Source organism: Psychrobacter sp. HD31, from assembly GCF_051097895.1.
In the GTDB taxonomy this organism is placed as follows: domain Bacteria; phylum Pseudomonadota; class Gammaproteobacteria; order Pseudomonadales; family Moraxellaceae; genus Psychrobacter.
The window spans coordinates 162321-184776 of sequence record NZ_CP142525.1; the positions used below are offsets into that span (position 1 = coordinate 162321).

The window sequence follows — 22456 nt, forward strand, 5'->3', positions numbered from 1 at the left end:
TTTTATCTATTTCATTATATGAATGGGTGGTATTTGCTTAACGTCTGCCATAGCGTGATAGTCGTCTTTTTTGGTAGTGACGTTTGCGTTTTTTGTAGCGGTTTCGTCTTTGTTCGGCTGTTGTGTTTAGCGTGCTGTGACTTAACCTGTACTGGTCGCATTGCCTAGAAGGGTGTAGATGTTCAAAGCCTGTAATGCAACCTATGTGGATAGTGCATTGCTCTACTTGCCAGCCATATTGTGGTTTGTCTGCTTGTAGAGCTAGGCAAGTTTGCTTTGCTTGTTCTAGGGTCAGGGGTATGCCAGTAACCCCAAAGGGGGCTACTGGGTTGCCTGTTTGATTGACGGCATAGTATTGGATATAGTCGCCATCTAATACACACTCAAAGTCGCTTAGGTCGTTAAGGCTGGTTATGCTTTTGGGCAGGTCAATACTCGATATAGTGGTACTGGTTGTATTTGTATTCACAATATACCCCCAACACGTCCGTTAGTAGTTTTTGCCATTTCATCATTTAGTCTATTGATGGTATGACGTATAAAATCGGCATTGGTTTCACTGCTTAGTTGTGCTAGTCGTGCAAGGGCTTGGATTTGGCTTATACTATCTAGTGCTTTGATTGTTGCAAAAAGGCTGGTTAGGTTGTTTAAGGCTTCATAAACGCATAATAAATCATCTATATTGCTTCGTGCCTCACCAACTGGTAAAGAGATGGTTTCATTTTGGATATTTGCATTACCTTGTGGTATATCAGTTACGTTATTAGAAGGGTTATTACTGGCTGGTACTATTGCGTCACTGGGAGGTCTAATCACCTTATAACCATCATATTCTGCCTGTAACTCTTGCATAGTGACAATATTGCTTAGGATATTATCCATTGCTTCTAGTTTCGCTTTACTGTTACGGGTGTCTAGCCCTGCTTTTTGGTTTAATTCAACTTCTGCATTTAGTTGATTGAGTGCATTATGAGCATATTTGCACCAGTCGTTAAGGGTAGGTGTTTGATGATTAAATGCCTTTGTTGGCTCACTTGCCAGCTTGGCGGGCATGTGCGTTTGCAACTGAATACGCATTAGGTCGATACTTTTTATTACTTCCTTACTGTCTGTTGTAAAATCCATGGTTAGGATTTCATCAATAGTTTGTAGGTGTCTGATTGTTTGTGTATCGTGCGAGTGGGTTTGAGTATAAGCCTTGGTAGCCGTTTTTAGAGCGTCTAATAGCTCTATTTGCTCTACCTTGCAGGTAATGCTGTCTTGACTGTCGCCAAGTAGCTGTAACAGCTCATCACGGTTAATTTGTGTGGTTATTGGGGTTTGGTTTGATGTGGTCATGATTGACCTCCTAATAGATTTTGAGTTAATGCCACGCTATGAAAATTCATAGGGTAACGGGTCTTACTCTCGGTACTATTAGTAACCGCCCTGCATATTCGCCTAATGGCTTTTGTATTTTGCAACGTCAACCCGTTATAAGGTGGTAAATTGATTACCATAGATACAACGGTTTTACCCTGTTGGGTAAATTGCTTTGTACTTTTATACTGGTTTGGTTGAGAGCCGTGCCAGTTTTTTTGCACAAAAAAAGCCAATGGTTCACGGATTGGCTGTCCGCTAATAGTTTTAGAGAGGTCTCCAGTATAGGCGAATGCACAACTAAAAGGCAAGCACAATAATATAAATATGATTATTGCCATGCAGGTATCTTTTATTCTTTTAGCTAGTTTATGTTTGGGTTGTTTGGTGGTCATTTGTTTGCTCCGTTATTAATTGAGTCACTTATAGACGCAAGTAACAATCCAGCGGGGTTGTAATGAGTTAAACCATGGGTCATGGCATGGTCAAAGATAAGCCCTGTCTCTCGGATTATCGCCATAGCTTGGTCGCTGTCTGCTTTCTCTTGAACATCAAGCATGATGGCTTCAATATTGCCGTGTGATATATCCCTAATATCCATAGAACCAATCAGCGGTTTAACAAAATGAATATAGGCAGCATACAAACGGTCGTTTGTGCTTTTATCTAGTTGAGCTTTATGCTCTGCAAACCACCCTTGTGCAATGTCATCAAATAGATTGGAGCGGTGCATGGTTGTGGTTTTTACTACTGGGGAGCTTGGATTTAAGTGTATAAAGCCGTTTATCTCATCGCTAAAGGTTTGTAGCCTTGTTTGTAGAATTTGATTAATTACGGCTAAATGGTGGGCGTTATCGTCTTTGCTCATCATGATAAAACCAATATCATCACGGTAAAGGTTGTGGTTATGGCGTGTGGTTGTATCTTCAATGTTGTTTAAGGGGCTACTCCCAAAACTTGCACAGTCGGCAATAAAGCGGTGTCCTTTAAGTGTAACCATTGTGAGGAGATACTCGCCTCGTTTTGACGGGTAAACGTCATTTATATTGAGGGGGTCAGTAGGCTTGATTTGCTCTATGTCGTGAACATAGGCAAAGTTGCTGGCACGTGTACTCCACTCGTCATTATGTGACTTGTATTTAGTAGAGTAGTCGGGGTGGTTGCGTATGTCATCATTGGTTAAACCATTGTTAAGGGCATGAGATAACTCCTCATAGTCCATATATTGGCGGTTAACAATTAATATACTATCTACGGTATCATTGATACATTCTAGCCAGCCATTGGCTATGTGAATGGTCATATCCGCTACATAATCCCAATCGGTACAATCAAAGCCAACATTGATATGGTTGCCTTTTTTACTGGTAGCAATAAGCACATACTTGTGTTGCTTTGCCTGCTCTAGGTTAGTTACCCAAGGTTTACCGTTAGCAGTGGCGTTGTCATTAAATGGGTCGGGGTGTACGGTATGAATTGGTTGTTTAGTCATGATTAAGCTACCCCGTCATCGTTATAGTTTTCGTCATTTGAGGCTTGGGCTTTGAACCAAGCGTGCACGTCCTCATTTGCCCATGCTGTTACTGTTGGGCTTAATTTATGAGGTTTAGGGAATAAGCCCTCTTTAGTCCATTTCCAAAGCGTGCTTTCGCCAATGGGTAAATAGGGTAGTAGCTGTTTTGCTCGACTAAAGCCATTAACGGGTAAGGCTGGGGGCTGGGTGTTGCTAGTTTGTCTATCTAATTCGCTTTTATTTGCGTTTTGAGAGGTGTTTGCGGTAGTCATAGTACAATTCCTTATCTTTAAGTTGTAAATGCTTAAATACACTATTGTCATCTATCACCGTGGTAATGAATGACGCTAGATGTTTGGAATTGTAGAAGTTGGAGCGTTTCAGTGTTCTAATTAGAATAATTAGTTTTATTTAGAATGTTAACTTATTGTTTTTTAATATTTTACATAAGAATACCGCTCTAATTAGAACGGTATTCTTTTGCTTCATCAATAACTTTTTTAAAGGTATCTTTACTTATAAAGTCTATATCATGAGTATCTGCATGAATTTTTAATTTTTGGTACAAGGTGTAAGGATGTTTTGTATCAAAGCCTCCTTCGTCTAGTAATAAGTGAATTAGTTTTAAATATGATGATTTGCTTTTATGGTTAAGTTTATCTGATGGTTTTATTAGCTCTTTTGACTTTTCTTTAGTTGAGGTTGATTGAAGCTTTGGCTGGCATATCACTTGTACTTGGTGATTTGGGATGAAGATAGTATCTTTGGTTAGTTTCGCCCCTTTGATAATATCTTTTGGTAATTCGGATGGTTTTGTTTTATTAGGTAGCATAAATGATAAGGTATATTCAAAAGGCATAAAAACAGTTGAAGTTTTTTTAGCTTCTTCATTCATCAATACTGCATATCGGCAATACACCTCATTGGTTATGCCCATAAGTAAATTTTTAATAGTTTCGCTATATCCATGCCAGCCAGTAGCAGAAAAATACCCACCAATAGGTTTTAACTCTGTAGTTGTTGTATTCCATTTTTCCAAGTATTTATTTATGTCATCATGAGAATAAAAGTCGTCAGTAACTAAAAAACCATAACTCGCTAAATTAAAGCAAATGTCAATCTGATTATTAAAATATAGGTTGTATAAATCTATCATCTGAAAGCTAGGATTAGACAATCTTAATTTATGTAATGCAGTCTCTATTGAAATATAATCACTCATAAATACACCCATGCACCCACAAAGTAAAATAAGAGCTATGGCGGGCAAGGTTAGGGTGCATAATGCCCTTGCGTTCGGGTAATTACTCCTAGCCATAGCAAACTGGTTAACCCATTGGAGGGTTAAAATAGTTTTTCTAATGCCTCATGTTTTAAAGTTATTAAAGCGGTCTTGTCATCTTCAAATCTTATAAAAACCGTTACGTCATCAACATTGCCTGTTAAGCTGTATCCTGCTAGACCACCGAGTAAAGCACCAACGCCACCAGTTAGCATACCTGCTGTAAGTGCAAACATGCTACCTTGGAATACACTGTAGCCATGCTTTTTGGCTTGGTGGTGGTCGATTATGTCAATGCTGTATATCTCGTTAAGTTTACGACCTTTTGCCACTGGTTTTTTTCTTTAAAAAAACGTCCTTTTTCTTCCATCTCATAAAAATAAATAAAACTGCCACTAATCCAACCATCTTTGATTAAGTAGTGGTTACTGTCATGCGTTGTAAAATTGTGTATTCCTAAAAAAGCCATCTTATACCCTCGTGTTGGTATAGCACAGTTAATTTATGGTCATTTGACTACACAGGTTTTTAATTCCGCGTTTCAAACGCGAAACTAAAAAAACATCATGCTATTTTTAAACCTTTAAGTTTTTATTTAAAATCAATGATTTAGTTTGGCTTTAAAACAATAATAGCATTAATAGCACGCACTAGCATTTTATTAAATCCTCTGTATCCCTTGGTACGCATAGCATAGAAAGGAATTAATAGCATAATAGCGTGTTTCGGGGGTGCGTGCGTGTGCATATCTGCATAGATAAATTACGCCTAAAATGGGGTTAGGTTTGCTCGGATTTCAAATCTGACCAAAAACTAACCACGCATGACCTGCCAATATTGCCATTTAAAAAATCTTGTTATGATAATATATATAATAAAAACAATAACTTAATAAATAAAAAAGAGAAAAAACAAAAAATCACGCCCGATGGGTAGAAAAACGGGCAGGGCTGGCAAGTGAGCCAACACGGTGTAACCGTGTGTGTAAAACATTGGCTATGGTGTGGGTTGGTAAGATGTAAAGACTAATAAGGATATATGTAATATATAATATATATATATTTATATATCTATTAATATTCTTAATCTATTTCTTACTTTCCCCTCTATACCAGTGTATCCTTTTTTATTTTATTAAATGGTTATCATTACTATTTAATATTATTGGTTAATAGACTTTCCTGTATCAGATTTAAAATCAACGTGTATCACATTATCCAATGTGCCAAGCTTTGCATTATCAATAATTTTAGCCCAATCATTCATCATCTTGGTTCTATACTTAATATACATAGCACCATCATAAGCTTTGCTTACCTTGTTATCTTTATCGTGGGCTAATTGTAGCTCAATAGCTTCGTGCATATATTCAAGTTCATGTAGGGTTGTGCTGGCAAGACCTCTAAAGCCGTGTGTGGTCATCTTCCCTTTGTAACCCATTTTGTATAGAGCATTTATAAAAGCATGTGAACTTAAAGGCTGGCGTTTGCTGGTGTTATAAAATACATATTTTTCACTAAACCCCAATCCTTTGATTTGTTGTAGTAGCTCAATAACAGGTGGTGCTAACGGTACCAGGTGTTTACGTTTTACTTTCATTTTTTCGGCTGATAAACGTATTATTTTATCTTTAAAATCAATATCTGCCCATTCAAGCATTCTTACCTCATTGGTTCTCAAAAAGGTGTAGCAAGTAAACCACAAGCCTAGTTTAACCAATACATGCCCTTTATAGTTGTCAATATCTTGTAATAGCTGGGGTAGTTGTCGTATCGTAATACGGTTGTGGTGCTTTGTTATACTCGGCTGTATGGCTTCTGTGAGGTTTATAGCTGGGTTGTGAGTAGCTAAACCTTGCCTAATAGCATGCTTAAATATTTGCCCAACCTCACGTATGGTACGTTTTGACATCTCTATTGCTCCCCGTTTTTCAATGGCTTTTCCAATAGCTAAAATATCAGGAGGGGCTATATCTGTAATTATCATATGTCCTATAGCGGGTTTTACATCCCTTTCATAAGCAGAATAATTACGGTCATATGTTTTCTTAGCAAGGTAAGTTTTACGCTCTGCATACCACTCTTGTGCGATGTTATCAAACAATAGAGAGCCATCTACTTTGGCTTTTTGCTCTTTTTTGTGTTGCTTAGGGTCTGTGCCTTGGGCAATCATTTGGCGGACGTGTTGGTGTTTTTGGCGGGCTTGTGCCAATGACAGTATAGGATACTTACCAAGAGTAAGGCTTTGGCGTTTACCGTTAAATTTATAGTCTGATACCCAAACCTTATTACCAGTATGACGTACCCAAAGACGTAAGCCGTCTCCATCACTGTATTTGTCAGGGCGGGCAGGGGTACATTTATCGGTTGGCTTCAACCGTTTAATGGCGGTATCTGTTAGAGGCATTGACGGTATATTTCCTTAATTAAATAAATATACCGTAAAATATACCGTTATTTTAAATAGATTACAAGAGACTATACTAGACTATATAATAGTCTAAATCCCCTGTAAGCCTTTAAAAATATAGCCCAGTCGGATTATATCAGACTGGGCTATATTGGTGTATGGTGGAGGTGGCGGGAGTTGAACCCGCGTCCGCCAGCACTACGCTCATGAATCTACATGTTTAGGGTCTGTCTATAAATTTAATCCGTTCCGAACCGACAGTCAGGTAAGATTGGACGAGTCTTTAAATTTAGTCTCATTAGTCAAGACACCTAACAAGACGGACCTATGTGCGTTCGCTTCGGGGTGATCAACCTAACCATAGGTAGTTAGTGACGACCCAAGCAGCCCTTAGGCTGCTAGAGCGTAAGTTTCGTCGTTTGCGACTATTTTAAAATATACTTGATTTACGAGAGGGTATAACTCTCGACATGCATCATTGAGTTTCATCACCAGCGTCGAAGCCAGAACACCCCCCAATTGCTAACCATTATATAAGGTCATCTGCTTAAATATCAAGCCATACTAAACCTATTAAATAATGATGAATAAAAAAGCCAGCAAAACGCTGACTTTTAAATTTGAAAAAATTCAAATTATTCAGCAGTTTCTGCTTCTTCACCGTCTTCAGACAGGATAGTAACAGTAATATCTGTGCTGATATCGTGGTGTAATTGAACGTTTACATTGTATTCACCAACCTGACGGAAAGAACCTTCAGGTAAGTTGATTTCTGCACGATCAACTTTAAGACCAGATTTTGTAAGGGCTTCAGCAATATCACGAGTACCGATAGAACCGAATAATTTACCTTCTTCACCAGTCTTAGCACGCATAATAACATTAACGTCTTTAAGTTCTTCAGCACGTTTGTTAGCTGCTGCTAACTCTTCTGCTTCTTGAGCTTCTAGTTCAGCACGACGTGCTTCAAAAACTTCAATGTTTTTTGGGGTAGCTGGTAAAGCTTTGCCCTGTGGGATTAAGTAGTTACGACCGTAACCTGGTTTTACATCAACTGTTTCGCCAAGTTTACCAAGGTTGACGATACGCTGTAACAAAATAACTTGCATGAGTCACTCCTAGATTGACGAATTACTGATGGTTGTCAGTGTATGGTAGTAATGCCAAGTAACGAGCTTGCTTAATAGCAGTCGATAATTGACGTTGGTATTTGTTTGAAGTACCTGTAATACGGCTAGGTACGATTTTTCCATTTTCTGCGATGTATTGTTTTAACAAGTCTACATCTTTATAGTCGATGTAGGTAACACCTTCAGCAGTAAAACGGCAGAACTTGCGACGACGATAAAAACGTGCCATGAGTATGCTCCTTATGCTTATTCTTCGTTGTTAGCTTCTTGTGCTTCGTTTTTTGGCTCTTTGTCAGCAGTTTCTTTTTCTGCTTGAGCTTCGTTACGACGCGCTTTGCGAGTACGTTTTTCTTCGGCACTCTTCGCTAGTGGAGATTCTTCAGTGATGGCTTCATCACGGCGGATAACTAAGCTACGGATAACAGCATCGTTATATTTAAATAGTTCTTCTAGCTGAGCTAGTGTTTCACCATTTGTTTCGATGTTCATTAGCACATAGTGAGCTTTGTGAATTTTGTTGATTGGGTAAGCTAGTTGACGACGACCCCAGTCTTCAAGACGGTGGATGCTGCCATCATTTTCTTTTACCAAATTCATATAACGTTCGACCATACCAGGTACTTGGTCGCTTTGGTCAGGGTGTACAATTAACACCACTTCATAATGTCTCATTACATTACTCCTCACGGATTAAACAGCTATTAACCCCATGTTAATAGCAAGGAGATTGTTAAATCACTAAAAACAATATTATAAAAATATAAAGTAAGTAGATTTAACAAAGGCGAACATTATACTGATACTAAAAAAAATAAGCAACCAAAAAATGTTTTTGTGGTTGCTTACTTTTAAAAAATCTTTATAAACTATTTTTTGTTGTGTGATGTATCAAGTTGATTATCATCGGCGGTAACAACAATTGTTTTGGCAAATTTGTCATGAATGCTTTGTCTATCTTTATTAGTAAACATAGTTAATATATCTAACCCTATGATAATAATACCAAAAGGCAAGCTATAGGCAATGTTAGTAATAATAGAACGAATTAGCACAATATTTGTGATAGAAGGTAGTTTTTTGCTTTGTTTATCTAAAATACGTAACCCAGTAATCAGCTTACCAATTGTTTGACCGCGGCGTATTAGGAGCATCACTTGTACAAAAAACATGGCCAGCATTAAAACAACCACTATATTTGCAATATGGCTTGGGATGAGCTCAGTTAATGCCCTTGCTTGCTCAACAGCGCTGGTGTTTGAACGCATGACATTAGTAAATTTATCCATACCAATGGTAAAAAAGATAGGTGCAAATGCTGCTGTCATGATGATATTGTCAATTAAGGTGGCTAAGATACGCGTTGTGGGACTGGCAAGCTCATAGGTTGGTGCTGATTTTTTTGCACGGTTTTTGCGCATGGTTGATTTTGTTGGAACATGGGCAACCGGATGTGGCTCTTGTGCAGGTTTATCAATGGAGTCAGCAGGGCGATTACCATAAAGCTCATCTACGGTTGTTCTTGTACGCGTGCGTTCTTGCTGCTCAAGATGAGTAGTGACTGTTGGCACAAAGCCTTCTGGATAGTAAGTTACTTGACCATTGGTAACTTCAGAAATGGTTTTCCAGTCTTCCATACCTTGATGCCAAATTAGGTCGTTTTGTAAAACGTCACCATTGGCTAACATTGAGTTAAGTTGTTCTATTGAGTATGGTCCGGCTTGAACATTATTACGTGCTAAATAAACTTGCATTATTTTAAGTTGTTCCTAACTATTAAGTTTTTGTCTATGCTCATTATAATAGAATAATGGGTACAAGTGTACTATTGTTCAAGTCTTACAGGATGCGGGTAATAAAAAACCGTCTTTATAATTTATAAAGACGGTTTTTAAGAGATAACTAATAGTAATTACATATTGTAACTTTTAATAGTTAGCTGACATCCAATTAGCTAATTTCTTCGCCCGCTAAGAAGAACCAAGTATCAAGAACGGTATCTGGGTTTAATGACACAGAGTTAATACCTTGTTCCATCAACCACATAGCTAAGTCAGGGTGGTCTGATGGTCCTTGTCCACAGATACCCACGTATTTGTTTTGAGCCTTACAAGCTTTAATTGCCATAGAAAGCAGCTTTTTAACAGCAGGGTCGCGCTCATCAAATAAACTAGAAACAATACCTGAATCACGGTCAAGTCCTAACGTTAATTGCGTTAAGTCGTTAGAACCAATCGAGAAGCCATCAAAGTATTGTAAAAACTCATCTGCAAGCAAGGCATTTGTCGGTAGCTCACACATCATGATGATTTCAAGACCATTGCTGCCACGTTTTAGACCATTTTCTTCTAACAGCTCGATAACTTTTTGCGCTTCTTCAAGTGTACGCACAAATGGGATCATAATCTTAATATTGGTTAAGCCCATTTCATTACGTACATATTTTAAGGCACGGCATTCAAGCTCAAAGCAGTCTCTAAAGTTTTCTGAGATGTAACGACTTGCACCGCGGAAACCAAGCATTGGGTTTTCTTCTTCTGGCTCGTATAGCTTACCGCCAATTAGGTTTGCATACTCGTTTGATTTAAAATCAGACATACGAACAATCACAGGTTCATCTTTAAAGGCAGCAGCAAGCGTTGCGATACCTTCTACCAGTTTATCAACATAAAAGTCTTCTGGGGCACCATAGCCTGCAATACGCTCATTAATAGCCTGAGCGACTTCACGAGGTAGGCTGTTCATGTTAAGTAGTGCTTTTGGATGCACACCAATCATACGGTTGATAATAAACTCAAGACGCGCTAAACCGATACCAGCGTTTGGAATTTGTGCAAAACTAAAGGCACGATCTGGGTTACCAACGTTCATCATAATCTTAAACGGCACTTCAGGCATGCTGTCTACTGAGTTTGTTTGGATGTTGTAATCTAAGATGCCTTCATAAATAAAGCCAGTGTCACCCTCAGCACAAGAAACCGTTGCTTCTACACCATCCGTCAATAACTCGGTTGCATTACCACAACCAACAACCGCAGGTACGCCAAGTTCACGGGCGATAATCGCTGCGTGGCAAGTACGGCCACCACGGTTTGTAACAATGGCAGAAGCACGCTTCATCACAGGTTCCCAATCTGGGTCTGTCATGTCAGAAACTAAAATATCGCCTTCTTGTACTTTGTCCATGTCGTTTAAGTCATCAACAATGCGTACTTTACCTGAACCGATACGTTGACCGATTGAGCGACCTTCACACAATAGTTTTGCACCGTCTGATTTGATAACAAAGCGTTCCATAACATTGCTGGTTTGTTGGCTTTTTACGGTTTCAGGACGTGCCTGAACGATAAAGATTTGACCTGTGTCACCATCTTTTGCCCATTCAATATCCATGGCATGACCGTAATGCTTTTCAATAATCAATGCTTGTTTAGCCAGTTCATTTAACTCGTCGGTAGTTAATGAAAACTGCATGCGCTCTTCTTTTTCTACAGGCACCACTTCTACCGATTTGCCCGCTTCACCAGAAGTAGTATAAATCATTTTTTGATGCTTGCTGCCTAAGTTTTTACGGATAACGGCAGGTTTGCCCGCTTGTAATAGCGGTTTAGAAACATAAAACTCATCTGGGTTAACAGCGCCTTGTACAACCATTTCACCCAAGCCATAACTTGCTGTAATAAATACAACTTCATCAAAACCGCTTTCGGTATCAATGGTAAACATAACGCCAGATGCGCCTGTTTCTGAACGTACCATGCGTTGGATGCCTGCAGATAGTGCAACGCCGGCATGTTCAAAACCTTTATGAACACGATAAGCAATAGCACGGTCGTTGTATAAAGAGGCAAACACTTCTTTAATCGCAATCAGTACGTTGTCGATACCACGAATATTAAGGAAGGTTTCTTGCTGACCTGCAAACGATGCATCTGGTAAATCTTCAGCCGTGGCTGAAGAACGTACGGCAACAGAAATATCATGACCATCACTCATTTCTTCAAATGCTTGGCGAATCTCTTGCTCTAAATCAGCAGGTAGTTCTTGTTCAATAATCCAGTTACGGATTTTTTTACCAGTTTCGGTTAGTAATTGTACATTATCGACATCTAACTCTTTTAATTCACTATTGATTTTATTTAATAGGTTTGTGTCTATTAAAAAACGGTTAAAAGCATCAGCGGTTGTAGCAAAACCACCTGGTACGCTAACACCTAAATCAGATAAATTGCTAATCATCTCGCCTAAAGATGCGTTTTTACCACCAACGACTTCAATATCGTCTTTTCCTAATTGATCAAGATTAATGACCTGAGATGTCATAATAACTCCTAAAAATGCGGGTATTTAGTAAAGGTTATAAGCAGATTATACACAAAAATTTGCCTTAATTTAATGACTTTTACATACTTTTGGTAAATTGAATAATTAATTTTGATAAAAAATGTATTTTAATGTTAAAAAATCAGCGTTTTTGCTCTAATTATCATATTGTTTTTACAGATATATTAATTCATTTGTATCCCGCTTTTTTGTGGTTTATCATTGTTATGCAATAAAGCATCAGAGCAAACAATAAAAGCACTGTGATTAGCAAAAATTTGTTCAATCAGTACAGCTGCTTTATAAAAGGAACCAAGATTGTGCGAGCAATGAATAACACAAAATCAACGATTCAAAATAGCCACGCTTTAAGTTTAGATGACCAACAAAGGATAAGAAGTGCATTTTTTATTTCTGACGGTACCGCCATTACAGCAGAAACACTCGGTAGGGCAATTTTGAGCCAGTTTGATAGTGTACCATTTGAAACCCGAGTTATCCCTTATGTTGATACCTTAGAACGTGCGGATGAAGCCGTACGCCAAATTAATGCAATATATGAGCGTGATGGGGTGATGCCACTTGTTTTTGATACGATTGTAAAACCAGAAATTAGAGAAGAAATTAACTCGGCAAATGCTTGCAACCTAGACATTTATGAAGGATTAATAGGAAAAATAGCAGAAGAAATTGATGAAGAACCTGGCGGTGATGTTGGACATTCTCATGCTGGTGTAGACTCAGAAAGTTATAAGTCGCGTATTGATGCGGTGCATTTTGCTTTAGATAATGACGATGGTGGACGTACTCGCCATTATGAGAATGCAGATATTATTTTAATTGGCGTTTCTCGCTCAGGTAAAACACCCACATCACTATACTTGGCGTTACAGTTTGGTATTTTTGCGGCAAATTATCCCTTAACCGAAGAAGATTTGTTTTGTGATAACGACTTGCCAAAAGCACTTAAGCCATATAAACACAAGTTATTTGGACTCAACATTGATATTGAACGCTTAGTTAGAATCAGAAATGAGCGACGTGCAGGCAGTAAATATGCAAGTTATAGCCAATGCCAGCAAGAAATGAGGGCAATACAGGGCATTTATATTTCTCAAGGGATACCAAATCTTGATGTGTCAGAAATGTCGGTAGAAGAGATTGCCACAAGGATTTTACAAATATCAGGATTAAAACGACGTATTGGTTAGCAATGGTTTAGCTGTTTATAATCTGTTAAAATTGCACTAAATTTTTTACAAACTATCAGTTTGATACTTGCTAAAATTAATAGATAAATAACCAATGCTCTGTAACTAAAAAAATGAGAAATTTATGTTAAATATTAAAAAGGTAGCGGTTGCTACAATTGTTAGCTCAACAATGTTAGCTGGTTTGGTGGGTTGCCAAAGTACTTCAAATGGGTTTGCGAACCCGTTTGTTAAAAAACAGCCTGTGCCTGCACCGCGATACATCCCAAATTTAATTGAAGGTGAATTAACCAAGTTAGATATTGCACCACAAAAGCAGGTTTGCCCTTCAAAGCTGCCGATGCAGTGTATTTTGATAACACGGGTTAGTACCAATGAAAGTATTTTACTACCTTACAATGCCATTAAAGGCTTTCAACACAAGCAGGGTGAGCGTTATACGCTTAATGCACGTCCTTTGATAGACCAAAACAATAACCAAGCAACCGGTGAGTGGCAATTGGTTAATATCGTATCAACTACCAAAGTGGATGGCACTAGTTGGGGTCATCGCTAATAGTAAATATTAAACCATAATTGCTAAATTACAAAAAATAGCAACTAACGAAAAATTAATAGACTTAATAAAGAGGAATTTATGAGCAAGCAGGAGCATGTGCAAAAAAGCGAAGGAAAAGATGACGTTGTTTTAAAGAATAAAGTTGAGCCTGAAAAAAAAGAAGTAACTGCGCAAGATAAAAAAATTGATGCCGATCATCACCCAAGCTTAATTAGCCCACTTGATTCAAAACGCATCAAGCTAGGTAGCCTAGGAAAGCGTCCTAATAAACGCAGTGCAAAGTATGAGTTTGATGCCGTTGTTTTGGGGGCAGGTCCTGCTGGAGAGGCAGCTGCGATGAAAGTTGCCAAATCGGGTAAAAGAGTTGCTGTGATTGATCCCCGTGATCAGGTGGGCGGTAACTCTACTCACGTTGGTACTATCCCTAGTAAAGCACTTCGTCAAACTGTTTATAACTTAATTAACTATGGGCGTGATCCGTTATTTAACCGTGGTAACACAAACTATCAGCAGGTACCACTCTCTAGAGTTTTAGACAAAGCACGCCGGGTGATTCGTCAGCAAGTTTCGACGCATACTAGATTTTATGAGCGTAACCAAATTACGATGATTCAAGGCTGGGCAAGTTTTATTGATAAACATACGCTTCGTATTGATATGAGTGATGGTTCTGGCTTTGAGACCATTACTTTTAACAAAGCAATTATTACGGTGGGTAGCCGTCCTTACCGCCCAGACATCTTAGATTTCGAGCATCCACGTGTATTTGACTCTGACAAAATTCTACAAATGGATTATGTCGCACATAAAATTATTATTTATGGTGCTGGTGTGATTGGTTGTGAATATGCCTCGATTTTTACTGGTTTGGGTTACAAGGTAGACTTAATTAATAACAAAGGTGAACTATTAAGCTACTTAGATAGCGAGATTAGTGATGCGCTATCACATGACTTTAGACAATTTGGGGTATTGATACGCCATAATGAAGAGATTGATCATTTAGAAACACATGATGATTGTGTTGTGTTGCATTTAAAAAGTGGCAAAAAAATTAAGTCAGATGCCATCTTATGGTCAAATGGTCGCTCTGGTAACACAGATGGCCTAAATTTAGAAGCGATTGGGCTAAATGCAAACAACCGTGGGCAATTAACCGTTGATGATACCTACTGTACAGAAATTGATAATGTTTATGCAGCGGGTGATGTCATCGGCTGGCCATCATTGGCATCCGCCGCTTATGACCAAGGTCGCTGTGCAGGCGCATTTGTGTTGGGTGAAAAAAATGCAGAGCCAGTATCCAGCGTGCCAACTGGCATTTATACCATTCCAGAGATTTCTTGCATTGGTAAAACCGAGCAAGAGCTGACCGATGAGCATGTGCCATATGAAGTGGGGCAAGCGTTTTTTAAACACTTAGCACGCTCTCAAATTATTGGTGATCGCAGTGGGGTTTTAAAAATATTATTCCATAGAGAAACCTTAGAAATTTTAGGTATCCATTGCTATGGTAACCATGCATCAGAAATTATCCATATTGGTCAGGCGGTGATGAAGTGCAATAACACGCTAGAGTATTTCACCACAACGACCTTTAACTACCCAACCATGGCAGAGGCATATCGAGTTGCTGCACTTAATGGATTAAACCGAGTATTTTAAATAAAAATTAAAAACGCTTTAGTCATTAACTAAGGCGTTTTTTTTGTCAAAAAGTCATGATAAAGCAATAGCAAGGAGCAAATCATGTCAGGATATATATTGGCGATTGACCAAGGTACAACTTCTAGCCGTGCCGTTATTTTTGATGACAAAGCACAACCAATTGCCATTGCCCAAAAACCAACAAATTTATTAACACCTAAATCTGGCTATGTTGAGCAAGATGCCATGCAAATTTGGCAAACTCAATTAAGCTGTGTGCAAGATGTGATTAACCAAGCCGGTTTATTAGCAACGGATATTGAAGGTCTGTCTATTACTAACCAACGAGAGTCTATCGTTGTGTGGGATAAGCTAACACACAAACCGCTTGCACCTGCCATTATTTGGCAAGACAGACGCACATCAGACTGGTGTGAAAACATACAAAATGAAAATCCAGAACTCGAAGCATTTATACAAAAAACAACGGGCTTACGTTTAGATCCTTATTTTAGTGCCAGTAAAATTAAATGGTTGCTTAACAATAATGACGAGGTTAGGTCACTTGTCGAAGCTAACCGAGTCGCAGTTGGTACGATTGATAGTTGGCTAATATACAAGCTGACAGGGGGTGAACATGTGGTAGAAGCCACTAATGCCTCACGCACTTTATTGTTTGATATTAATGCCATGCAGTGGTCTGATGAGTTAATGACAAAGTTTGATATCCCTATGTCAATTTTACCCAAAGTTGTTGCATCGGATGCAGAGTTTGGTAAAACCCAAAAAGGATTATTTGCCAAACAATTACCAATTTATGCGGTGTTGGGTGATCAACAGGCGGCGCTTTTTGGTCAGGGCTGCCTTGAGCCGGGTATGGCAAAAAATACTTATGGTACAGGCTGTTTTATGCTAATGAATGTGGGAGATACTCCAACCTTTAGTCAGCATCAACTATTAACAACGGTAGCATGGCAACATCAAAAATTAAGTAGCTATGAGCATATTAGTAACCCATCAACTCATCAGCTTAGTAATCAAATAGGTAACCAACTAGGTAAGTTGGTTAAGTCTGGCAAACGCATATTGCATACACCACCAAAGCAAACAACCTATGCACTAGAAGGCAGTGTTTTTATGGCAGGTGCGATTGTGCAATGGCTGCGTGATAACCTTGGTATGTTTAGTAATAGTGAAGATGTTGAGGCACTTGCTGCCGAGGTTAGCGATGCAGATGGCGTTGTTTTATTGCCGGCATTTACAGGGCTAGGCGCACCTTATTGGAAACCAAATTTAACAGCCAGTATCTCTGGAATGACACGAGGGACAACAAAAGCGCATATTGCTAGAGCAGCATTAGAAGCCATTGCATTCCAAACCCATGATGTATTGGTTGCCATGCAAAAAGACAGTATGTATGATTTAACTGAGTTAAGAGTGGATGGTGGGGCTGCAAAAAATGACTTATTAATGCAGTTTCAGGCAGATATATTGGGTGTGCCAGTATTAAGACCAAGCAATACGGAAGTTACCTCTAAAGGTGCAGCACTGTTAGCTGGTATCAAATCTGGCTTGTATGATGAACAAATGATTGTTGACTCCTGGAAATTAGATAAAAGGTTTGAACCATTGATGAGTCAAGATGAGAGAGAATACCATTTACATAAATGGCAGCAAGTTATCAACCGTTATATTTAATGCAAATGAGTGATGATGAGTAAAAAAGTCTTATGAGAAAAGTAAATAAAAATGGACACGCTTTTTATGTTGCTACCAGTAACTTATCAAATTTTGCTAATCCACACCGTGTGTTTTATAAAAATGCCACGCCTTATGATGATAAGTCGTATCAAGCAAAATTAAATGGGTTGACTCAATTGCTAGCGCCTGCACAGGCAAATGTAATCGCCGTGCAAGAAATTTGGGATAAAAATGCGTTAACGGATTTAGCCATCAACCTTGGTTTTGATGAAACGGATGTGATTGCACCATTAGCAAGCAATGATGCTACCAGCAAATATACAAAAGGAGAAGGCGCACAAAACACGCCTGCCTTGGGTTTTATTAGTCACTATCCTTGTTTGGATGTGGCGGTATTAGGACAATTTCATGATAAAGCCGTTATAGATATTCCTGATGTGGGAGAATATGCAGTATTTAATCGCCCAGCATTAATGGCAACATTTGATATTGCAGGCAAGCCAGTAACTTTTGTAAATGCCCATCTAAAAAGTAAGCGCCCCCATTTTTTAAGAGATGCAAATGGTATTGCTTTAGAAGATATAGACGACCCCAATATTCGGGTTCGTGCAAAATTACGCAGCTTGTGCATGCGAGCCGCTGAAGCAGCAGCCATACGTATGCAAGTGATTAAAAAATTAGACAATACGACTTGCCCGTTGGTATTAATGGGAGATATGAATGACGTCACCATGAGTGTCACTACCCAATTAATGACCGAAACAGGGGAGGTTAACTATGATCGCAGCATGCGAGATACCGCCTTGTTTGATGCGGCTCGTATCCAAACAAGATATGGTTGGATGCATGATGTTGCTTACAGTCATATTCATCAGGGAATGCCAGAAGTCATTGATCAAATTTTTGTATCAGAAGAGTTTTTAATTGATAGTAAGTTTGCGGCTGGGTATGTTGAAAGAGTTGATTATTTTAATGATCATTTAAAGTGGGATTATAAAAATAGAGCAAGTGATCATGGCGTTGTTAGAGCCAAATTGGTTTTAAATAGTTTAAATTAAAAAAATAGTAAGCCATCTGGTGTTTTTTAGCTACTTTTGCAAGAAACACTATTGCAGTAATACTGCTAAAATTGGCGTTATCTTGCTAATACTCTGTGTTTAATTACTAAAATAAAATTACGATAGATAATAGTTACAATCCTGTTGTGTTAGTTGCAAATAGTGTCTAGTCAGGTAACGTAAAAGCTGTCAAAATGTGTTTCATCAAAGTGATGGTGTTATGAAACAGCCTGCTTGATTAAATGATTAATAAACAATCCTAAAGATATAATGGAGATAACGATGCAAGCCAAAAAAACCATATCAGCGATTTTATCGGGTACATTGTTAATGGGTGTGCCTATGTATGCAACAATGACATCGGCAGTCGCTGCAACTACTGCGGCAGATAATTTGACGGCATCCAAGCGTTTAAATGCGTTATTAGTAAATACCAAAAGCATGACTGCAAACTTTAAACAAACTACAAAAGGCGGTAAACAAGCGTCTGGCAATTTTTCTGGCACTATGGCGGTACAACGCCCAAGCAAGTTCCGTTGGCAAACAACTAAACCATCAGATCAACTGGTTGTTACCAGTGGTAGTAAACTTTGGATTTATGATAAAGACCTAGAGCAAGCCACTTCTCAAAGTGTTAACAACCAAGTGGGTAATACCCCAGCATTATTGTTGTCTGGTGACCCTAGCAAAATATCTAACAACTTTAAGATAGCCCAGCCGTATGGCGATAAAAACTACTATGTGTTAACACCTAAATCAAAAAGTGCGAACTTCCGTAACATGTCAATTAGTTTTAATGGTGGCAAGCCCGTTATGATGGTTTTAAATGACAACCTTGGTCAAACAACTACGATTAAATTTAATAATATTAAATTAAACCCCTCAATTAATAGCAGCAAGTTTAAATTTACGCCGCCAAAAGGGGTGGATGTGATTCGCCAGTAATCTCACTAAAGATTGCTTGTAAAAAAGCCACCAAATATTCTTTGGTGGCTTTTTTTGACATATAAAACCAACTAATTTTTAGATAATTGATACAAAAAGTGAGTGATAAGCTGCGTTTTTGTATTAAAGTATGACAGAATATAAATAAAGAGATTGTTTAAAACTTATAAGCTATAAAAGTGAGATGTAACATGAGTGACTTATTAAACTGCGTTATCGTAGAGCATAACCCGAGCAAGCAACCAATCGACAAAGCGGTAATTTGGCTGCATGGCTTGGGTGCCAGTGGGCATGATTTTGAGCCTATTGTACCAGTATTGGGTTTAAGTGATGAGTTAGCGGTGCGTTTTGTTTTTCCACATGCGCCGCAAATTCCGGTTACCATTAATGGTGGCTATGTGATGCCTGCTTGGTATGACATTTTAGAAATGAGCCTTGAGCGTAAAGTCGATGTTGCACAAATTGAGGCATCAGCTCAACAAATTAGAGATTTAATTGCTGATCAGGTTAAGCAAGGTGTTGCTGAAGAAAACATCGTGATTGCTGGTTTTTCACAGGGTGGTGCCGTGGCTTACCATACAGCGCTTAGCTATCCGAAAAAGTTGGCAGGGTTGATGACACTCTCTACTTATTTAGCAACAGAAACACAAATCGACTACAGTGAGGCTAATCAAAATATTCCTGTAAAAATTGACCATGGTAGCCACGACCCTGTTGTGCCTGAGGTTCTTGGCGAGCGAGCAAATCAATCATTACAAGCAAAAGGTTATCATGTTGATTACAGCACCTATCCTATGGCACACCAAGTATGCCCACCACAAATAAAGTCAATAGGGGCGTGGTTAAATAAAGTGTTGGGTGATGATTTTTTAGGACTTTCAGTTGGGTAAATCCACGCATGACGAAGAGCATTCAATTAGTTTGTGGTTTGGTATTAATCCTACTTGCTGGAACATTTTTTTATAAACCCTACATGAACTTTTCTGCTTTTTTAAGAGCAAAGTGTTTTTTAACTAATACCTGTGTGATGGATTTATCTGATTATAAAAAACACTATGATTGGGATGAGTTTTGTTTACAACACCGCAGAGGAGTATTTGCCAGTCAAGTAGCAAAAGTGAAGTGTGATTTTTGCTATTTAATCTCTTTAAAAGATGATAACGATAATGTGTTGGTTAAAGATTTTGTTAGAATTAATGTGGCAGATGAACTTTTTGATACCAATATAGAGAGTAAGAATACTTGTTACAGCAGAGATGACACCACCATCTTTGTGGATAAATATTCTCGGTTTAGTATTTTAAAATATCACGTTAATTTCCATGAGGATAACCAGTAAAAGTTACACAGCTAAAACAATATTTTGCTTAATTGGCTAAACACACGTAAAATACACCTACACCATACAAAAACATTGTGAAATGTTTCCATCTTAATCCGAATCTTGGAGTCTTATTAAATGAGTACCACAACAACCGCACCCAGCGAAAAACTACAAAAAGCCCTTGCCCGTTTAGGTTTTGGCTCACGCCGCCAAATGGAAGAAGTAATTAAATCTGGTCGTATCTCAGTTAATGGCGAGACCGCCACCATTGGTGATCGTGTTTCTCAAGGTGATGAGATTCGTATCGATGGCCGAGCAATACGCTACACGTCAGAAAAAGAAAAACGCCGCCGTGTGCTTGCTTATTATAAACCAGAAGGTGAGATTTGTTCGGCACATGATCCAGAGGGTCGACCAACTGTTTTTGAGCGTTTACCAAAACTTACTAATGACCGCTGGGTAATGGTAGGACGCTTGGATATTAACTCTACAGGTTTGTTATTGTTTACTAATGATGGTGAGCTTGCTCATCGTTTGATGCATCCTTCTAACGAGATTGTGCGTGAATATGCTGTGCGTGTACTGGGTGAAGTAACGCCAGAAATAGCTCGAAACTTAACCCAAGGTGTGATGCTAGATGACGGTATGGCAAGCTTTGATGACATTAAAGAAGGCGGTGGCGAAGGCGTTAATAAATGGTATCACGTTAAACTAAAAGAGGGACGTAACCGCGAAGTGCGTCGTTTGTTTGAAACGCAAGGTTTGAGAGTGAGTCGTTTATTACGTACGCGTTATGGCACGGTTAACTTGCCAAAAGAATTACGCACAGGACGATTTATTGAATTAGAAAAAAATGAAATTAGCAAGTTAATTGATCCAGTAGGTTTACGTCCTCGCTATAGTGGTCAAGGTTTGCATGGCAGTGCGAAACGTAAACAAGAACGTTTCCAGAAAAAACCGATGAAGGCAAGAAAAGGTAAAAACTTGCGTCGTCGTTAAAAGTTAATTTGAGAGTTCATGACGAAAAAAGGATTAGAAAACTTCTAATCCTTTTTTATTTATATATGTATCTGCTAATGCGATTAGTTTTAAGACCTATCAAAGTTAGAGTCAATTGGCTTTAATAAATCCATTAATGCTTCTACACTGGCAGAAGGTGTTAAGCTTGGATTAACAACCACGCCAAGATGGCGTTGTAACTCGATATCTTTTTGTAAGTCAATCGGTTCAAGATCTTGGTTAATTAAAGTTTTAGGCAAAACAGACCAGCCCAAACCAACCGATACCAGCATGCGTATAGATTCTAGCGGGTTTGTGCTCATTGTGGCATAAGGCTTTAAGTTATGTTTTGCAAACTCTGATAACGTAATTTGGCTTGTGAAAGTGTTTGCTGCTGGCAAGATAGCAGGTGAGTTTGCTAATTCTTCAAGAGTCACATTGATTTTATTTGCTAAGGGTGAGAGTGTACCCGTAACAAAATATAAAGGATCAGACCAAAGGGTATGATAACGTAGGCGTTTGTCGTAAACAGGTGGTAATGTTAAAAATGCCATGGATACATCGCCATCGAGCACCGCTTTATGCGCCTCTTCAGAATCTACAAAATTAACCTCAATTTGTACGGCAGGATACATTTGAATAAACTGTTTTAACACTGCAGGCAAGTGATGCAACCCTATATGGTGGCTAGTTCCGATTACCAACTTACCAGAAACCGTTTGTTGTGAGTTTTTTAAGTTAATTTTAAAATTGTCATAGTTATCTAACCATTGTTTGGCATGAGGCAATAAATCGTTAGCAGATTGAGTGGGGACAATACCACGCCCAACCGTATCAAAAAGAGTGACATCAAACTCATCTTCAAGGTTTTTAATACGCTTACTAACAGCTGGCTGAGTAATGAATAGCTTTTCTGCCGCAGCAGAGATGCTACCAGTTTGCATAACAGTAATAAAGGTTGTTAAATTTGTGGTATTCACGAGAATATCCTTAGGTCTA

Annotated in this window: 23 protein-coding genes and 1 other RNA gene; 9 read left to right on the plus strand and 15 right to left on the minus strand. The window is 38.6% G+C overall.

The features are described from left to right. Positions 1-37 precede the first annotated feature (37 nt). From VH441_RS00620 to ppsA, 14 genes are all read right to left on the minus strand, one after another. Positions 38-469, minus strand: coding sequence for a hypothetical protein (locus tag VH441_RS00620; RefSeq protein WP_434353565.1), 432 nt, complete (start codon positions 467-469; stop codon positions 38-40). Next, positions 466-1338: a hypothetical protein gene (locus VH441_RS00625; RefSeq protein ID WP_434353566.1), complete on the minus strand. Its 873-nt coding sequence runs from the start codon at positions 1336-1338 to the stop codon at positions 466-468. Before VH441_RS00625 ends, VH441_RS00620 begins: the two co-directional genes overlap by 4 nt. Further along, positions 1335-1700 carry a hypothetical protein gene (locus VH441_RS00630; RefSeq protein ID WP_434353567.1) on the minus strand — a complete coding sequence of 122 codons (366 nt, stop codon included), beginning with the start codon at positions 1698-1700 and terminating at the stop codon, positions 1335-1337. The genes VH441_RS00625 and VH441_RS00630 overlap by 4 nt, the downstream gene beginning before the upstream one ends. A 50-nt stretch (positions 1701-1750) precedes the next feature. Continuing rightward, complete coding sequence (locus tag VH441_RS00635; protein WP_434353568.1) at positions 1751-2851, minus strand: phage integrase central domain-containing protein; 1101 nt, start codon at positions 2849-2851, stop codon at positions 1751-1753. Positions 2852-2853: 2 nt separating this feature from the next. Next, on the minus strand, positions 2854-3144 hold the full coding sequence (locus tag VH441_RS00640) for a helix-turn-helix transcriptional regulator (protein ID WP_434353569.1): 291 nt from the start codon (positions 3142-3144) through the stop codon (positions 2854-2856). 188 nt (positions 3145-3332) lie between these two features. Then, on the minus strand, positions 3333-4094 hold the full coding sequence (locus VH441_RS00645; protein WP_434353570.1) for a hypothetical protein: 762 nt from the start codon (positions 4092-4094) through the stop codon (positions 3333-3335). A 122-nt stretch (positions 4095-4216) separates the two neighbouring features. Beyond that, entirely contained in the window at positions 4217-4486 is a 270-nt protein-coding gene (locus VH441_RS00650; protein ID WP_434353571.1) for a hypothetical protein, read from the minus strand. An 829-nt stretch (positions 4487-5315) separates the two neighbouring features. Continuing rightward, complete coding sequence (locus tag VH441_RS00655) at positions 5316-6560, minus strand: tyrosine-type recombinase/integrase (protein ID WP_434353572.1); 1245 nt, start codon at positions 6558-6560, stop codon at positions 5316-5318. Positions 6561-6722: 162 nt separating this feature from the next. Continuing rightward, positions 6723-7079: a transfer-messenger RNA gene (gene ssrA, locus VH441_RS00660) on the minus strand. Between the two features lie 119 nt (positions 7080-7198). Then, positions 7199-7672, minus strand: coding sequence for a 50S ribosomal protein L9 (gene rplI / locus VH441_RS00665; protein ID WP_434353573.1), 474 nt, complete (start codon positions 7670-7672; stop codon positions 7199-7201). Between the two features lie 22 nt (positions 7673-7694). Further along, positions 7695-7922: a 30S ribosomal protein S18 gene (rpsR, locus tag VH441_RS00670; RefSeq protein WP_434353574.1), complete on the minus strand. Its 228-nt coding sequence runs from the start codon at positions 7920-7922 to the stop codon at positions 7695-7697. 17 nt (positions 7923-7939) lie between these two features. Continuing rightward, on the minus strand, positions 7940-8365 hold the full coding sequence (gene rpsF / locus VH441_RS00675; protein ID WP_434353575.1) for a 30S ribosomal protein S6: 426 nt from the start codon (positions 8363-8365) through the stop codon (positions 7940-7942). 194 nt (positions 8366-8559) lie between these two features. Next, positions 8560-9444 carry an RDD family protein gene (locus tag VH441_RS00680; protein WP_434353576.1) on the minus strand — a complete coding sequence of 295 codons (885 nt, stop codon included), beginning with the start codon at positions 9442-9444 and terminating at the stop codon, positions 8560-8562. Between the two features lie 196 nt (positions 9445-9640). Then, positions 9641-12013: a phosphoenolpyruvate synthase gene (gene ppsA, locus VH441_RS00685; RefSeq protein WP_434353577.1), complete on the minus strand. Its 2373-nt coding sequence runs from the start codon at positions 12011-12013 to the stop codon at positions 9641-9643. A 329-nt stretch (positions 12014-12342) separates the two neighbouring features. Here ppsA and ppsR point away from each other — a divergent pair, with 329 nt between their 5' ends. The 9 genes from ppsR (at position 12343) to rluB (ending at position 21457) form a co-directional block, all read left to right on the plus strand. Beyond that, the gene (gene ppsR, locus VH441_RS00690) at positions 12343-13224 is read left to right on the plus strand and encodes a posphoenolpyruvate synthetase regulatory kinase/phosphorylase PpsR (RefSeq protein WP_434353578.1); all 882 of its coding nucleotides are present in this window, start codon (positions 12343-12345) and stop codon (positions 13222-13224) included. 124 nt (positions 13225-13348) lie between these two features. Then, the gene (locus VH441_RS00695; protein ID WP_434353579.1) at positions 13349-13780 is read left to right on the plus strand and encodes a DUF4377 domain-containing protein; all 432 of its coding nucleotides are present in this window, start codon (positions 13349-13351) and stop codon (positions 13778-13780) included. Positions 13781-13861: 81 nt separating this feature from the next. Continuing rightward, a complete protein-coding gene (sthA, locus tag VH441_RS00700; protein WP_434353580.1) occupies positions 13862-15448 on the plus strand; it encodes a Si-specific NAD(P)(+) transhydrogenase in 1587 nt (528 codons plus the stop codon). An 84-nt stretch (positions 15449-15532) separates the two neighbouring features. Then, positions 15533-17128, plus strand: coding sequence for a glycerol kinase GlpK (gene glpK, locus VH441_RS00705; protein ID WP_434353581.1), 1596 nt, complete (start codon positions 15533-15535; stop codon positions 17126-17128). Positions 17129-17160: 32 nt separating this feature from the next. Then, positions 17161-18189: an endonuclease/exonuclease/phosphatase family protein gene (locus VH441_RS00710; protein WP_434353582.1), complete on the plus strand. Its 1029-nt coding sequence runs from the start codon at positions 17161-17163 to the stop codon at positions 18187-18189. Positions 18190-18471: 282 nt separating this feature from the next. After that, on the plus strand, positions 18472-19134 hold the full coding sequence (gene lolA / locus VH441_RS00715; RefSeq protein WP_434353583.1) for an outer membrane lipoprotein chaperone LolA: 663 nt from the start codon (positions 18472-18474) through the stop codon (positions 19132-19134). A 191-nt stretch (positions 19135-19325) separates the two neighbouring features. Next, a complete protein-coding gene (locus tag VH441_RS00720) occupies positions 19326-20024 on the plus strand; it encodes an alpha/beta hydrolase (RefSeq protein WP_434353584.1) in 699 nt (232 codons plus the stop codon). Between the two features lie 8 nt (positions 20025-20032). Next, the gene (locus VH441_RS00725) at positions 20033-20473 is read left to right on the plus strand and encodes a hypothetical protein (protein ID WP_434353585.1); all 441 of its coding nucleotides are present in this window, start codon (positions 20033-20035) and stop codon (positions 20471-20473) included. 120 nt (positions 20474-20593) lie between these two features. Continuing rightward, entirely contained in the window at positions 20594-21457 is an 864-nt protein-coding gene (rluB, locus tag VH441_RS00730; RefSeq protein WP_434353586.1) for a 23S rRNA pseudouridine(2605) synthase RluB, read from the plus strand. 89 nt (positions 21458-21546) lie between these two features. Here rluB and VH441_RS00735 read toward each other — a convergent pair whose 3' ends face one another. Then, positions 21547-22437 carry a LysR family transcriptional regulator gene (locus VH441_RS00735; protein WP_434353587.1) on the minus strand — a complete coding sequence of 297 codons (891 nt, stop codon included), beginning with the start codon at positions 22435-22437 and terminating at the stop codon, positions 21547-21549. Positions 22438-22456: the final 19 nt, after the last annotated feature.

Excerpts from the sequence above, each read along its gene's own strand:
- VH441_RS00625 (WP_434353566.1), bottom strand. The coding sequence starts at position 1,338 with ATGACCACATCAAACCAAACCCCAATAACCACACAAATTAACCGTGAT.
- VH441_RS00630 (WP_434353567.1), bottom strand. The coding sequence starts at position 1,700 with ATGGCAATAATCATATTTATATTATTGTGCTTGCCTTTTAGTTGTGCA.
- VH441_RS00635 (WP_434353568.1), bottom strand. The coding sequence starts at position 2,851 with ATGACTAAACAACCAATTCATACCGTACACCCCGACCCATTTAATGAC.
- VH441_RS00640 (WP_434353569.1), bottom strand. The coding sequence starts at position 3,144 with ATGACTACCGCAAACACCTCTCAAAACGCAAATAAAAGCGAATTAGAT.
- VH441_RS00645 (WP_434353570.1), bottom strand. The coding sequence starts at position 4,094 with ATGAGTGATTATATTTCAATAGAGACTGCATTACATAAATTAAGATTG.
- VH441_RS00655 (WP_434353572.1), bottom strand. The coding sequence starts at position 6,560 with ATGCCTCTAACAGATACCGCCATTAAACGGTTGAAGCCAACCGATAAA.
- rplI (WP_434353573.1), bottom strand. The coding sequence starts at position 7,672 with ATGCAAGTTATTTTGTTACAGCGTATCGTCAACCTTGGTAAACTTGGC.
- rpsR (WP_434353574.1), bottom strand. The coding sequence starts at position 7,922 with ATGGCACGTTTTTATCGTCGTCGCAAGTTCTGCCGTTTTACTGCTGAA.
- rpsF (WP_434353575.1), bottom strand. The coding sequence starts at position 8,365 with ATGAGACATTATGAAGTGGTGTTAATTGTACACCCTGACCAAAGCGAC.
- VH441_RS00680 (WP_434353576.1), bottom strand. The coding sequence starts at position 9,444 with ATGCAAGTTTATTTAGCACGTAATAATGTTCAAGCCGGACCATACTCA.
- ppsA (WP_434353577.1), bottom strand. The coding sequence starts at position 12,013 with ATGACATCTCAGGTCATTAATCTTGATCAATTAGGAAAAGACGATATT.
- ppsR (WP_434353578.1), top strand. The coding sequence starts at position 12,343 with ATGAATAACACAAAATCAACGATTCAAAATAGCCACGCTTTAAGTTTA.
- VH441_RS00695 (WP_434353579.1), top strand. The coding sequence starts at position 13,349 with ATGTTAAATATTAAAAAGGTAGCGGTTGCTACAATTGTTAGCTCAACA.
- sthA (WP_434353580.1), top strand. The coding sequence starts at position 13,862 with ATGAGCAAGCAGGAGCATGTGCAAAAAAGCGAAGGAAAAGATGACGTT.
- glpK (WP_434353581.1), top strand. The coding sequence starts at position 15,533 with ATGTCAGGATATATATTGGCGATTGACCAAGGTACAACTTCTAGCCGT.
- VH441_RS00710 (WP_434353582.1), top strand. The coding sequence starts at position 17,161 with ATGAGAAAAGTAAATAAAAATGGACACGCTTTTTATGTTGCTACCAGT.
- lolA (WP_434353583.1), top strand. The coding sequence starts at position 18,472 with ATGCAAGCCAAAAAAACCATATCAGCGATTTTATCGGGTACATTGTTA.
- VH441_RS00720 (WP_434353584.1), top strand. The coding sequence starts at position 19,326 with ATGAGTGACTTATTAAACTGCGTTATCGTAGAGCATAACCCGAGCAAG.
- VH441_RS00725 (WP_434353585.1), top strand. The coding sequence starts at position 20,033 with ATGACGAAGAGCATTCAATTAGTTTGTGGTTTGGTATTAATCCTACTT.
- rluB (WP_434353586.1), top strand. The coding sequence starts at position 20,594 with ATGAGTACCACAACAACCGCACCCAGCGAAAAACTACAAAAAGCCCTT.